The 13,172-nt window shown below is 41.9% G+C and carries 12 protein-coding genes; 7 read left to right on the top strand and 5 right to left on the bottom strand.

What is annotated here, in order from left to right; translation table 11 throughout:
- Nucleotides 1–92: 92 nt before the first annotated feature.
- Both PR675_RS06590 and PR675_RS06585 read left to right on the top strand, forming a co-directional pair.
- Nucleotides 93–545 (top strand): DUF441 domain-containing protein, encoded by a 453-nt coding sequence (locus PR675_RS06590; protein ID WP_004920564.1) that lies wholly within the window; start codon nucleotides 93–95, stop codon nucleotides 543–545.
- A 7-nt stretch (nucleotides 546–552) separates the two neighbouring features.
- Nucleotides 553–2,565, top strand: a complete 2,013-nt coding sequence (locus tag PR675_RS06585; protein ID WP_060561068.1) for a tRNA(Met) cytidine acetyltransferase TmcA — start codon at nucleotides 553–555, stop codon at nucleotides 2,563–2,565.
- Here the strand turns inward: PR675_RS06585 and PR675_RS06580 are convergent.
- Complete coding sequence (locus PR675_RS06580) at nucleotides 2,546–2,737, bottom strand: YpfN family protein (protein WP_004920559.1); 192 nt, start codon at nucleotides 2,735–2,737, stop codon at nucleotides 2,546–2,548. The two genes, PR675_RS06585 and PR675_RS06580, sit on opposite strands and share 20 nt — an antisense overlap.
- A gap of 173 nt (nucleotides 2,738–2,910) precedes the next feature.
- Here PR675_RS06580 and PR675_RS06575 point away from each other — a divergent pair, with 173 nt between their 5' ends.
- The gene (locus tag PR675_RS06575) at nucleotides 2,911–3,297 is read left to right on the top strand and encodes a DUF454 family protein (protein WP_171830834.1); all 387 of its coding nucleotides are present in this window, start codon (nucleotides 2,911–2,913) and stop codon (nucleotides 3,295–3,297) included.
- A gap of 45 nt (nucleotides 3,298–3,342) precedes the next feature.
- Here PR675_RS06575 and PR675_RS06570 read toward each other — a convergent pair whose 3' ends face one another.
- From PR675_RS06570 to PR675_RS06555, 4 genes are all read right to left on the bottom strand, one after another.
- Entirely contained in the window at nucleotides 3,343–4,011 is a 669-nt protein-coding gene (locus PR675_RS06570; RefSeq protein ID WP_004920553.1) for a M15 family metallopeptidase, read from the bottom strand.
- Entirely contained in the window at nucleotides 4,008–5,138 is a 1,131-nt protein-coding gene (gene dapE / locus PR675_RS06565) for a succinyl-diaminopimelate desuccinylase (protein WP_060561066.1), read from the bottom strand. The genes PR675_RS06570 and dapE overlap by 4 nt, the downstream gene beginning before the upstream one ends.
- A 14-nt stretch (nucleotides 5,139–5,152) precedes the next feature.
- Nucleotides 5,153–5,524, bottom strand: a complete 372-nt coding sequence (locus PR675_RS06560) for an ArsC family reductase (protein WP_014656111.1) — start codon at nucleotides 5,522–5,524, stop codon at nucleotides 5,153–5,155.
- 151 nt (nucleotides 5,525–5,675) lie between these two features.
- The gene (locus tag PR675_RS06555; protein ID WP_014656110.1) at nucleotides 5,676–6,296 is read right to left on the bottom strand and encodes a LuxR C-terminal-related transcriptional regulator; all 621 of its coding nucleotides are present in this window, start codon (nucleotides 6,294–6,296) and stop codon (nucleotides 5,676–5,678) included.
- Nucleotides 6,297–6,719: 423 nt separating this feature from the next.
- Between PR675_RS06555 and maeB the strand changes: the two genes are divergently transcribed.
- The 4 genes from maeB to PR675_RS06535 all read left to right on the top strand — a co-directional run bounded on the left by maeB (nucleotide 6,720) and on the right by PR675_RS06535 (nucleotide 13,136).
- On the top strand, nucleotides 6,720–8,999 hold the full coding sequence (gene maeB, locus PR675_RS06550) for an NADP-dependent oxaloacetate-decarboxylating malate dehydrogenase (protein ID WP_014656109.1): 2,280 nt from the start codon (nucleotides 6,720–6,722) through the stop codon (nucleotides 8,997–8,999).
- A gap of 115 nt (nucleotides 9,000–9,114) precedes the next feature.
- Nucleotides 9,115–10,002, top strand: a complete 888-nt coding sequence (locus tag PR675_RS06545) for a ChaN family lipoprotein (protein WP_041704990.1) — start codon at nucleotides 9,115–9,117, stop codon at nucleotides 10,000–10,002.
- A 120-nt stretch (nucleotides 10,003–10,122) separates the two neighbouring features.
- A complete protein-coding gene (locus PR675_RS06540) occupies nucleotides 10,123–10,926 on the top strand; it encodes an energy transducer TonB (RefSeq protein WP_004920535.1) in 804 nt (267 codons plus the stop codon).
- A gap of 20 nt (nucleotides 10,927–10,946) precedes the next feature.
- The gene (locus PR675_RS06535) at nucleotides 10,947–13,136 is read left to right on the top strand and encodes a S9 family peptidase (RefSeq protein ID WP_081045574.1); all 2,190 of its coding nucleotides are present in this window, start codon (nucleotides 10,947–10,949) and stop codon (nucleotides 13,134–13,136) included.
- The last annotated feature ends 36 nt before the right edge of the window (nucleotides 13,137–13,172 follow it).

Genomic DNA, 13,172 nt, shown 5'->3' with positions numbered 1-13,172 from the left:
CTTCTTATTCGGTGAGCCAATAACATAAGCCGTACTTTTTATCTTTCGCTAATTTTATAAGCAAAAGCAGCACGTTTTACAGGGAATACAATATGAGTCAAGTCGATCCTACCTTGATAATTTTACTGGTTTTAGCGGGTCTTGGGATCATCAGTCATAATATGACGGTGACATTAGCTATGTTATTTTTGCTGGTGGTGCGGATCACACCTTTAAATAATTTCTTTCCTTGGGTAGAGAAATATGGGTTAACGATTGGGATATTAATATTAACTATTGGTGTGATGGCTCCTATTGCTAGTGGTAAAATTTCAGCACAAGATGTATTAGGTTCCTTTTTAAATTGGAAATCACTGCTTGCTATTGTGATCGGGGTGTTAGTTTCTTGGTTGGGAAGCCGTGGTGTTACGTTAATGTCACATCAACCTTCAACAGTAGCAGGCCTACTTGTTGGCACGGTTATCGGCGTAGCACTCTTCCGTGGTGTTCCTGTTGGTCCTCTTATCGCAGCAGGGATCTTGTCATTATTGATCGGTAAATCTTAGCGGGTATATGAATTATTCACTTCCTAAAATCTGTGCTCAACTTAATGATTGTGGTCATCGGCGCTTGTTGGTGCTCTCTGGTGAGAGCTTGTGGATAGATAAACGATTAAATGAAATTCAATCAATTATCGCGGGTGATTGGCAGGCCCTTTCATCAACAATAACGGGGGCATTGCCCGTTAAAAATGCACATTTATTATTAGGCAGAGAGTTTTTACATGGGGTCTTTGATGCAAGAGAAGGTTTGCATAGCGAGGCTCTCGCTATGCTTGCTGGGGCATTAAAGGCTGGGAGCTTGCTGGTTTTATGTACGCCACCACAAGCTGAGTGGGCGTATTCATTGGATAACGATAGTATTCGATGGAATGAGCAAAATGGCATGATCGCCACGCCTAATTTTGTGCATCATTTACAGCAGTTGATACAGGCGCAATCTGACGTGCTGGTTTGGCAACAAGATAAGCCAGCGCATTTTTCTCTTTTACCCGAAAAAGAGCATTGGCAACCACCTTCGGGTGAGGCGACACCGGCTCAGCAATATGTACTGGAACAGTTGTTATCCGCAAATGACGGTGTTTGGGGGATCATCGCTCCCCGTGGGCGAGGGAAATCGACCCTTGCAGGAATGTTGATCCGCAACTGGCAAGGGGAGTGCTGGTGCTGTGCGCCTGCTAAAGTCGCGATACAAACACTAGAAAAATCAGCCGGTCAGCCGCTCAATTTTTGGGCGCCAGATGAATTATTACGTTACTGTAAGAAGAATGGTGACATAAAAGCTGATTGGTTGATTATTGATGAAGCGGCAGCGATTCCAAGTTATATTCTGCGCCAACTGGTCAATTATTTTCCACGTGTTTTATTAACGACAACGGTGGATGGCTATGAAGGAACAGGGCGAGGCTTTATCAATAAGTTTTGTGCGCAATTGGGCGGTTTTACTGCTCTCGATTTAGTCGAGCCTATCCGCTGGGCTAAGCATGATCCCCTTGAACATTGGCTCAATCAGGCATTATTACTAGAAGAGCCTGAAGGTGTAAACGATCACTTGCCATTACAGCTAATTGAGCCTATCAGCCAGCAACAATTAGTTGATGATCCTAAACAACTGAAAAGTTTTTATGGATTACTCACCAGTGCACATTATCGAACATCCCCTCTCGATCTTCGTCGGTTACTTGATGCAAGTCGCCAGCAATTTATGTTGGCCAAATCGGCGACGCAATTGATTGGAGCCTTATGGATGGTTGAAGAAGGTGGGTTAGATAGCCAACTAAGTTGGCAAATTTGGGCTGGTCTCCGCCGCCCTAGGGGGAGTTTAGTGGCCCAATCCCTTGCTGCTCATTATTACTTCCCTGAGGCGCCTCAGATGTCATCACTACGTGCAACGAGGATCGCGGTTGAGGCTGCTTATCGCCGACAAAAAATTGGCTCACAACTGCTTGACGCTCAAAAACAGCAGGCCGTTTACCAAGGCAAAGATTTTTTATCAGTGAGTTTTGGTCTGACACCGGAGTTATTACGTTTTTGGCAACAAGCGGGTTATCAATTAGTACGTGTTGGTGAACACCTTGAAGCAAGCAGTGGATGTTACACGGCGATGGCGATTTTACCACTATCATCACAAGCACAACGCATGTGTGAGCAAGCCAAACACAACTTGCCAAGGGATCTCTTTTGGCGTCGTGACCTTGAGCTATTTCACTTGCCGACATGTGACAAACAGCATTTAACGTCTGAAGATTGGATTGAACTGGTTGGATTTGGCTTTTATCATCGTACGTTGGCAGCGAGTAGTGCGGCGATACAACGTTTATTAGCGCATCAAGAAGGTGGGTTGAAGCTGCTGCGTTTCTATTTTCAACTACAGTTATCTTTGGAAGAGATTTGCCAACAGCTATCATTAACGGGGCAAAAAGCGTGGTTACAACAAGCAAGGGCAGAAGTTAAAGACGTTGTGCAACGTGACCACCCTGAGCTTGTTAAAACGATAGCGCAAAAAATTAGCCCTTCTTATCTTTAGGCCAATCATCGTTATCATCCCAAAGATGATTGTTATCTTTATGAGGGGGAAGCTCGGGTTTATTATCAAGAAATTTTTTATGATCTACTCGCATCATCTCTTTGATAGAATTCCAGATGACGCCAACTAAAATCAGTAGGATCACCCACCAATAATCTGCTAACCAATGCATATGTCGCCTTTGTGCTTGCTAATAAGAGGTGATTAAAAAGGTGGATGAAAAGTTGAAACTTTTACAGGCACACATTTGGCATCACATTACTATTTGAATTTCGATAGGGTATACCCTAGTCATTGGGTTTATTTAATCATGTTTTTGAAGCCGTTGGGAGAGCCATTTTGAATATAAAAAAAGGATTGTTGATCCTAATAGGTTGGCTCGCGGTAATATTAGCATGCTTAGGCGTTGTATTGCCGGTACTGCCAACAACCCCCTTTCTCTTATTGGCAGCATGGTGCTTTTCTCGCTCATCGCCGCGTTTTCATCACTGGTTACTTTATCGTTCATGGTTTGGTGGCTATATCCGACATTGGCAAACGTATAAAGGTTTGCCAAAAGGTGCTAAACCTAAAGCGATAGCCGTGATATTAGTTACGTTTACGATTTCAATTTGGGTTGTGAACTTTTGGTGGTTAAAGTTAGGTCTATTTGTCCTGTTATGCTGGCTAGTGATTTTTATGTATCGATTACCGGTGATAGATAAACCTGTACCGAATGATAATAAAGTATGATGGTGTTAAATGAAAAAGCGCCAAGAGATTTGGCGCTTTTTGAGGCTATTCTGGAATTTTAATGTAGCGATTAAAAACATATTCTAGATTCGCTAATAGCCAATCTTTACCCAAGATAACTTCTTCTTGTAAAACAGATTGAACCACTTGAGGGGTCAACAGTTGCTCAGCGTCATGGGATAAGGGCCAATAGCTAATATGCCAAGGTTCATAGGCAACACCTGCATTTTTAGCGGTGAAAGGGCGGTAGAAGTCATATGTGGCCATATTGTCACTTAGCCACTGATTCAGCTCAGCAAAATAACCGCCTTGTTCGTATTCCCATGGCTCAAGTTGCAGTGATTGCCCTTCAGGGAGACGCAATGGGTCATAGACGTCAATTTCCGTGCCCCAATGGTGGCGGCTTGCGCCCGGCAGGGCGGACCAATGCAAAATAGCTTCACATAATTCGCCTTCGCTTAATACGCTAATATCTAGCGGATTACTTTGTTTATCAAGAACGGGGCGCTTTCCGGTAAACTTCTCATTCCAAATCAGTTGCTGACGTGAAAAATCACGGAATGCACTGGCGGATTGGAGCTTGAAGCCAGCCTTCGCCGCCGCTTGTTGCATGGACAAAAATGCTTTTGTCGCATTAAATTGTAGGCGGTGATTACCGCCTAATGTCACGAGATGGTCGGTTGAACGGCCGGTGAGCATGGCGATGGTCATCATAGTAACAGTAGCTCCATTATGCGTTCATAAATCCGTGCCAGTTGCTGTAGGTCATGTACACTGACACACTCGTCAACTTTATGAATAGTGGCATTGAGTGGCCCTAATTCAATGACCTGTGCCCCCATTTGAGCAATAAAACGCCCATCAGATGTCCCACCACTCGTTGAGAGCTCTGTAGTGCGCCCCGTGAATTCATGAATGGCTTGCACGGTGGCGTCGACTAATTTCCCTGTACGGGTTAAGAAAGGCTGGCCCGAAAGCTTCCATTCAATTTCATAGCGTAATTGATGTCGTGCTAGCATCTCTTCAACACGCTCACGGATGATTTTGTCGGTTAATTCTGTGCTAAATCGGAAATTAAACTGAACGAAAAACTCACCCGGAATAACATTTGTCGCACCAGTACCCGCATGAAGATTGGCGATCTGCATACTGGTCGCGGGGAAAAATTCATTACCTTGATCCCACTGTGTTGATACAAGTTCTTGTAAAAAATTTGTCGCTCGATGTACTGGGTTATCGGCAAGGTGCGGATATGCGACATGCCCTTGCGTGCCTAAAATCGTTAAATTCGCCGTGATAGAGCCTCGGCGGCCATTTTTAACGATATCACCGAGTTGAGTTTGGCTAGAAGGCTCACCCACTAAACAGTAATCTAACCGCTCATTACGTTGCATCAACGTTTCAACGACCTTAACCGTACCATTTGTCGCCTTTGCCTCTTCATCGGACGTGATTAAAAAGGCTAACCGACCACGATGATCGGGATGTTTTTGTACAAAACGCTCGGCAGCGACGACCATAGCTGCAACGGAGCCTTTCATATCCGCTGCACCACGACCATAAAGGTGTTGGTTGATAATGGTTGGTATGAAAGGGGGCGTTTGCCATTTTGTCTCATCCCCAGCGGGAACGACATCTGTATGGCCTGCAAATGCTAAGGTCTCGCCGTCGGTACCTCGATAAGCCCAGAAATTAGCCGTATCATCAAATAACATTTTTTCAACGGTGAACCCTACTTTTTCGAGTCGTTCAATTAATAATGCCTGACACCCTTGGTCATCAGGGCTAATTGATGGGCGAGAGATAAGCTCTTGAGCGAGTTGTATAACAGGACAATCCATCACTGCGCTCCGGCTTATTGAGTAAATTGTTGATATTCATCAGCGGAAAAACCGACAAGATAGCGGTTGTCTGCTGAAACGAGAATTGGGCGCTTGATCATCGCAGGTTCAGCCAATAACACTTTTTTGGCGCTTTCAGCATCAACAACGGCATTTTTTTCAGCATCACTGAGTTTACGCCAAGTTGTGCCTCTTTTATTAACTAAAACTTCCCAACCGAGCTGAGCGATGAACGTCGATAATAAGGCATCATCAATCCCCTCAACACGGTAATCATGAAATTGATAATTAATGCCATTATCTTCCAAGTAGCGACGCGCCTTTTTGATCGTGTCACAATTTTTAATACCATACATAATGTAAGGGGAAGAAGTGCTGTTTGACATAAAATTTTCCTTTGATGATTTACTGTTAGCCCTACATAATGCGCGAAAATCTATTCAGGATCTAGCTTTCTGTGGGAAAGAAAAGTTAATCTAATGATTAAATTAATAGTTAATTAAATTATTTCATAATAAATTAATTATAGTAAATATATTATTTTGCTCTCATGTATATTAGACTTGCTTCTAATCGGGAGCGTACATTTAGTTTTTTAAGTAAATTACGGATGTGCACTTTTACTGTTTCTTCTGAAATAAAAAGTAATTGGGAAATTTCCCTATTTTTTAATCCAGCCGCCATTTCATGCAATATTTCGCATTCTCTGCGCGTTAATGATGATAATGGGTCATTAATTTTATGGCGATTAACGAGATATTGATAGACTTTTTCGCTAAATACATGGTGCCCAGCCGCTGCTTTTCGCATGCTATTCATCAGCATATCAAGTTCACTATTTTTAAGCAGATAGCCTTGTGCGCCTGCATCAATAGCATTGTAGATATCTGTTTTTAAAGCTGAAAATGATAAAACTAATAAATACGACTTAAGGCAGCGTTTACGTAATAAGCGAATTGTTTCGAATGTTTTAGTACCATAAATATTGATATCAGTTAGTATTATGTCAGGTTGTAGTTTGTCAGCAATATCAAGTGCTTCAGAGCAATTACAGCATTCAGCTGCGACAGTGAAATATGCATCTGAGTCGATAAGGTGCCGTAAACCATAGCGATAAATAGGATGTTCATCAATAATCATAACGGTTTGGGAAGACATAGTAGATTCCTTTTTATGCCTGACAATAATAAAAGAGGGCAGCTTAATAGCAAACACGCCATTACATTAAATATGTTATAGCCTTCAGTTTTCACCTTTATTACTATTTTTTAATGCTCATTGTATTTAATTATTAATTTATATAATTAATATTCAGAACCCCGAAATAGAAAACCAAAAAAATAATAACTCGATTTTTATATGATTAAAATTATCAAAAGTAATTATATCTATAATATATAATTGGCCTTCAAGTATATTGATTGAGTGAGAGTTTGAGGTGATATTTTAGGCTAACTCGTATTACTAACTGATGTAACCGAAAGAATTTTCTGTAAATTGTCATCAAGATCATGATTTGCTTGTCTGAACTGTTTATACTGTTTACTGCTTTTACCCTACCTACTTTGAAAGGACTTGATGATGGATGATAAATTAAAACAAAGTGCTCTTGATTTTCATGAGTTTCCTCATCCAGGAAAAATAACTGTAACACCGACTAAACCATTAACGACTCAACGCGATTTGGCTCTTGCATACTCACCAGGGGTTGCGGTTCCATGTCTTGAAATCGCCTCAGAGCCACTATCAGCGTATCGTTATACCGCGAAAGGGAACCTTGTCGGTGTGATCTCAAACGGTACAGCGGTTTTGGGATTAGGTAATATTGGGGCCTTGGCGGGTAAACCCGTTATGGAAGGGAAAGGGGTGCTATTTAAGAAGTTTTCTGGCATTGATGTGTTCGACATCGAAGTTGATGAAACCGATCCCGATAAACTTGTTGATATTATTGCTTCTCTTGAGCCAACTTTTGGGGGTATCAACCTAGAAGATATTAAAGCGCCTGAATGTTTTTATATTGAGCAGAAGCTGCGCGAAAGAATGAATATCCCTGTGTTCCATGATGATCAGCACGGAACCGCAATTATTTGTACGGCGGCGGTGATCAACGGCCTTCGTATTGTTAAAAAAGATATCGGTGATGTTCGCCTAGTCGTTTCAGGTGCAGGTGCAGCGTCAATTGCATGTATGAACCTGCTTGTTGCACTAGGTTTAAAACACGAAAATATCACAGTCTGCGACTCCAAAGGGGTGATTTATAAAGGCCGTGATGAAAAAATGGATGTCACAAAAGCCGCCTATGCCATTGAAGATAATGGCGCAAGAACCCTTGCGGATGTGATCCCAAATGCAGATATTTTCTTAGGTTGTTCTGGTCCTGGTGTGCTGACCCAAGACATGGTGAAAACCATGGCGAAAGACCCGCTTATTTTAGCACTTGCTAACCCTGAACCTGAAATTTTACCGCCATTAGCAAAAGAAGTACGTCCAGATGCCATTATTTGTACAGGCCGTTCTGATTATCCTAACCAAGTGAACAACGTATTGTGTTTCCCGTTCATCTTCCGTGGCGCGTTGGATGTTGGCGCAACGACCATCAACGAAGAGATGAAACTCGCTTGTGTTTATGCGATTGCTGATTTAGCGTTGGCAGAGCAGAGTGAGGAAGTTGCTTCTGCTTATGGCAACCAAGACTTATTCTTCGGCCCTGAATACATTATTCCGAAGCCTTTTGATCCACGTTTGATAGTTAAAATTGCGCCAGCAGTGGCAAAAGCGGCGATGGATTCAGGGGTTGCTACACGTCCAATTGCAGACTTTGATGCTTATATCGAAAAACTGAACCAGTTTGTCTATAAAACAAACTTGTTTATGAAGCCTATCTTTTCACAAGCCAAAAAAGAGAAAAAACGTATTGTTTTGGCAGAAGGGGAAGAAGAGCGCGTATTACATGCGACACAAGAGTTGGTTTCCCTTGGCTTAGCATTCCCAATTCTAGTTGGACGCCCAAGTGTGATTGAGAAACGTATTCAAAAACTTGGCCTGCATATTGAGCTAGGGAAAGATTTTGAAGTGGTTAACAATGAAAACGATCCACGTTTCAAAGAGTACTGGCAAGAATATTACCAAATCATGAAACGCCGTGGTGTTTCACAAGAGATGGCACGTCGTGCGGTGATTGGTAACCCGACTTTAATCGGCGGTATCATGGTACTTCGTGGTGAAGCGGATGGTATGATCTGTGGAACCGTTGGTAGTTACAGCGAACACTATAGCGTAGTAAAAAATCTGTTCGGTTTCCGTGAAGGCGCTCATGCAGCAGGGGCGATGAACGCACTATTATTACCAACGGGTAACACGTTTGTTGCCGATACCTATGTGAACGAAGATCCAACACCAGAAGAGCTAGCGGAAATTACCTTAATGGCAGCCGATACGGTGCGCCGTTTTGGTATTGAACCGAAAGTGGCACTGTTATCCCGTTCCAGTTTCGGCTCTTCTGATTGTGCATCCGCACAAAAAATGCGTGATACATTAGCGCTGGTCAAGGCTCAAGCACCGCATCTTGAAATCGATGGCGAAATGCATGCCGATGCTGCATTGATTGAATCTATCCGTAAAGATGTCATGCCTGATAGCCCACTAAAAGGGTCAGCAAACTTGTTGATCATGCCAAATATGGAAGCGGCACGTATTAGCTATAACTTATTACGTGTAACAAGCTCTGATGGTGTGACGGTAGGTCCGGTGTTAATGGGGGTTTCAAAACCTGTACACATTCTCACCGCGATAGCTTCTGTACGTCGTATTGTTAATATGGTGGCATTGGCTGCTGTTGAAGCACAAACACATCCACTATAATTTAACTTAATATCTAAAGGCCTCTAAATTTTAATATTTAGAGGCCTTTTTAATTGAAAATCATTCTCATTATCTGTATTTTGGGTAATCCTGTACTCAATAGATGGAAAAGATAATGATATCAGTAACATTGAAGGCAAAGTCCTCCCTTATCGCAATGGCGCTATTGTTGGTTGCGGGTTGTGCACAGCAAATAGAACAAAAGCCGGTAGAGCTAGATAGTCAGCTTACCGGACAAGGGCAAATCATTGACTTACAATCAGGTCAATCCATTACACCTCAACAGCTTATTGAGCAGTTATCTCAATCATCTCGCGTTATTGTCGGTGAAAAACACGACAATATGTATCATCACCAAATAGAGCAGTGGCTGGCTCAAGAGATGCACAAAACGCGTCCACAAGGCTCAGTGTTACTTGAAATGCTCCAACCAGATCAGCAAAAAAGTATTAACTCAGTGAAAGCACAAATGCAGGGAGATCCGTATATTCGCGATGAAAAATTGCAGTCGTCGATTAAATGGAATAGTGGATGGCCGTGGGAGCAGTATGGCGAGTTGACTAAACAACTATTAAAAGCCCCGTACCCACTACTTTCAGCAAATTTGAATAAGGAAGAGGTCAAGGAAGCATACAAAAATCCACCAGTATTAAATGGCGTATATTCGACTCAACCTGTCGTGCAGGAGTTGATCAGTAAGACGATTGAAACCTCTCATGACGGCAAATTAACACCGGAGCAGGTTGAAAAGATGACGGTTATTCAACAAATGCGTGATCGTCGTATGGCTAAATCACTGTTACAAGCACCAACCCCAGCCTTGTTGTTTGTGGGGGGATATCATGCGACACGAGCTATTGGTGTACCGTTACATGTGCAAGATCTGGCTCCTGATGCTGAATTTACTGTGCTGATCATTTCAGAAAAAGGGAATGCTATCGATAATCTTCATGCGGATTATGTTTGGTATACGCCTAGTGTAAATCAAGCGGTTGAAAAATAATCATTTTATAATTATTTGTAATGTAATTGTGATAATGAAACAAATTTGAATAAAAATAGTTTTCATTTGCATATGTAATTGATTATCATTTGAGTTTTTAGCACAGCAAATAAGATTAAAATGAGTACGATTACATTTGAGCACTACCAGAACCAAAGTATGAAAATGGGTAGTGCGGTTATTGTTGCAATTGCATTACATTTTTTAGTTATTGGACTTTTTTTACGCAGCTCTGACGATCAACAGTGGGATAATCCCGTGCCACCACCATCCGTTGTGGTGGAAGTTTCCATGGAAGCGGAAGCTAAACAGGTTACAGAAGTGAATATCGGCCAAGTGCAGGAGGTCTCTGTGGCAAGTAAAGCCCAAGAAGCTGAACCTGAGCAGTCTGAGCTACCTACCGCACCCGTAAATGAAAATGCTGAACTGTTAGTAACCAAAACCGAAAAGAAAAAGCCGCAACCGACGCCTAAAAAAGAGAAGAAAGAACCGCCTAAAAAGCCTATTAAAAAGCTTGAAAGTGATAACTCAAAATCAAATTCAGCGCCTGTGACTAGTGATGCTGCTGCATTGAAACAGAGCAATAAGATTGCGGCTGATTTCAATAGTCAATCACAATCGCAACTGGATGCAGAAAAAGCGTGGCAGGCTCTCGTTCTCGGCCAATTGAATAAATTTAAACGCTACCCTGATGATGCTCGGCGACGTAACCGCACAGGAATTCCTGTGGTTGAATTTGACGTTGATGCGCAGGGCTATGTTATTAAAAGCTCACTGATTAAAGGGTCAGGAACTCGCTCTCTTGATAGGGAAGCCGAAAAAGTCCTTTCTCGAGCACAACCACTTCCCATCCCTCCAGCCGAAATGCTTAGGAATGGCAAAGTTACGGTAAGAATGCCAATAGACTTCACACTTGAAAACTAACGGTTAATCAGGGTAACAGAATGATTATAAGAACAGATTTATTGTCAGTATCCACTCGAATCGCTAAATTCTGTCTAATAGCATTTATTGGACTACATGCAGGCCATGCCCTTGCGGAGGAACAGATGTCAGCACCAAAAGCGAAAAAGCAGCCATATACAATGACGACACACGGTGATGTGCGTGTCGATAACTATTATTGGATGAGAGACGACCATAGAAAATCACAAGAAGTTATTGATTATTTAGAAAAAGAAAATGCCTATAGTCAACAGCAACTGGCGTTGGGCCAGCCATTAAAAAAACAGATTTATGATGAATTACTTTCACGCATGAAACAAGATGATGAGTCTGTACCTTATGACTTTAATGGCTATACCTATCGTAGCCGATTTGAAGCAGGTAAAAACTATCCTATTTATGAACGCAGACCTGTGAATAGCGAAGGAGAGTGGCAAACACTGGTTGATGGTAATCAACGAGCGGAGGGGAGCGAGTACTACCGTTTAGGTGCGCTTACCGTTTCACCAGACAATAAAATCGTGGCGATTGCGGAAGATAGAGAGGGTCGTAATAACTATGCGGTCTCTTTCCGTTCATTAGACAGCCAAGCGTGGAAAAATGATGAGTTAACGAATACATCGGGCAATATTGTTTGGGCCAATGATAGCAACACTTTATTTTATGTAAATAAAGACCTACAAACCTTGTTGCCATATCAAGTGTTCCGCCACCAAATCGGTGAACAACAGCATCAAGATGTCATGATGTATGAAGAAAAAGATGATACTTTTTATGTCAGCATCTCTAAATCAACTTCCAAAGATTATATTTTTATTGGAATCACAAGTACTGAGACGTCGGAATATCGCTTAATTGATGCAAACAAGCCACATAATGAGGCTAATGTTTTCCAACCTCGTAAAACGGGCGTTGAATATTATCCTGATCATTTTCGCGGTCAATTTTATATTCGTTCGAACCATCAACACCCATTGTTTGGTCTGTATATCACAAGTCATGATGGCAAAAGCGATTGGGAGACTTTAGTCGCTCCACGTGATGATGTGGATTTGGAAGATTTTGAGCTATTTAACCAATGGTTAGTACTGGAAGAGCGGCAAAACGGTTTGGTTAATCTCCGTCAAATTAATTGGCAAACCAAAGCTGAAAATTATGTCCGTTTTGATGATCCCGCCTATATGGCATGGATTGATAACAACCCAGAGTCTGATACCGATAAGTTGCGCTATGGCTATTCATCAATGACGACACCTTCTTCTGTGTATGAAATTAATATGCAGACACAAGAAAGGCAGTTATTAAAACAGCAAGAAGTGAAAGATTTTGATAAATCCAAATATCAAAGTGAACGTTTGTGGGTGACGGCACAAGATGGTGTGAAAGTTCCTGTTTCATTAGTTTACCGAAAAGATTTATTTAAAGAGGGGCAAAATCCATTATTAGTCTATGGCTACGGTGCGTATGGTTACAGCATTGATCCCTCATTCAGCTCTTCACGTCTGTCACTGCTAGATAGAGGCTTTGTGTATGCGATTGCCCATATTCGCGGTGGTGGTGAACTGGGTAAACGGTGGTATCTACAAGGGAAAACAGTGAATAAAATGAACTCATTCACTGACTTTATTGACGTGACAAACGCACTGATAAATCAGGGGTATGGAAAACAAGGCCATGTCTATGCCATGGGAGGAAGTGCAGGTGGACTGTTAATGGGAGCCGTAGTGAATATGGCGCCTGAACTGTATGAAGGGGTTGTGGCTTCTGTTCCATTCGTTGATGTGGTGACGACAATGTTAGATCCATCAATTCCATTGACCACCGGTGAATATGACGAATGGGGTAATCCTGAAAATGAAGAGGCATATTGGCGTATTAAGGCCTATAGCCCTTATGATAATGTCAAAAAACAAAAATACCCTCATATGTTAGTGACAACGGGCTTACATGATTCTCAAGTGCAATATTGGGAGCCGGCAAAATGGGTGGCAAAATTGCGTGAATATAAACAAGGAGATTCATTATTATTGTTAGAGACAAATATGAATGCAGGGCATGGTGGTAAATCAGGCCGCTATAATGCATTGGATGATATTGCCCTAGATTACAGCTTTATTTTAATGCTGGAAGATAAAAAACATTATTTTCCACAATTGAAAAACGAATATACTAATAACTCATTATTGTAAAATGGTTCGGCTATTGTTTCTTAACGATAGCCGAAC

This window comes from Providencia sp. PROV261 (assembly GCF_028477945.1).
GTDB classification, from domain to species: Bacteria; Pseudomonadota; Gammaproteobacteria; order Enterobacterales; family Enterobacteriaceae; genus Providencia; species Providencia stuartii.
The sequence above is the reverse complement of the archived record's forward strand: the minus strand, read 5'-3'. Positions and strand labels throughout refer to the sequence as shown.

Coding starts and splice junctions, on each gene's coding strand:
- PR675_RS06590 (WP_004920564.1), top strand. CDS start 93: ATGAGTCAAGTCGATCCTACCTTGATAATTTTACTGGTTTTAGCGGGT.
- PR675_RS06585 (WP_060561068.1), top strand. CDS start 553: ATGAATTATTCACTTCCTAAAATCTGTGCTCAACTTAATGATTGTGGT.
- PR675_RS06580 (WP_004920559.1), bottom strand. CDS start 2,737: ATGCATTGGTTAGCAGATTATTGGTGGGTGATCCTACTGATTTTAGTT.
- PR675_RS06570 (WP_004920553.1), bottom strand. CDS start 4,011: ATGATGACCATCGCCATGCTCACCGGCCGTTCAACCGACCATCTCGTG.
- dapE (WP_060561066.1), bottom strand. CDS start 5,138: ATGGATTGTCCTGTTATACAACTCGCTCAAGAGCTTATCTCTCGCCCA.
- PR675_RS06560 (WP_014656111.1), bottom strand. CDS start 5,524: ATGTCAAACAGCACTTCTTCCCCTTACATTATGTATGGTATTAAAAAT.
- PR675_RS06555 (WP_014656110.1), bottom strand. CDS start 6,296: ATGTCTTCCCAAACCGTTATGATTATTGATGAACATCCTATTTATCGC.
- maeB (WP_014656109.1), top strand. CDS start 6,720: ATGGATGATAAATTAAAACAAAGTGCTCTTGATTTTCATGAGTTTCCT.
- PR675_RS06545 (WP_041704990.1), top strand. CDS start 9,115: ATGATATCAGTAACATTGAAGGCAAAGTCCTCCCTTATCGCAATGGCG.
- PR675_RS06540 (WP_004920535.1), top strand. CDS start 10,123: ATGAGTACGATTACATTTGAGCACTACCAGAACCAAAGTATGAAAATG.
- PR675_RS06535 (WP_081045574.1), top strand. CDS start 10,947: ATGATTATAAGAACAGATTTATTGTCAGTATCCACTCGAATCGCTAAA.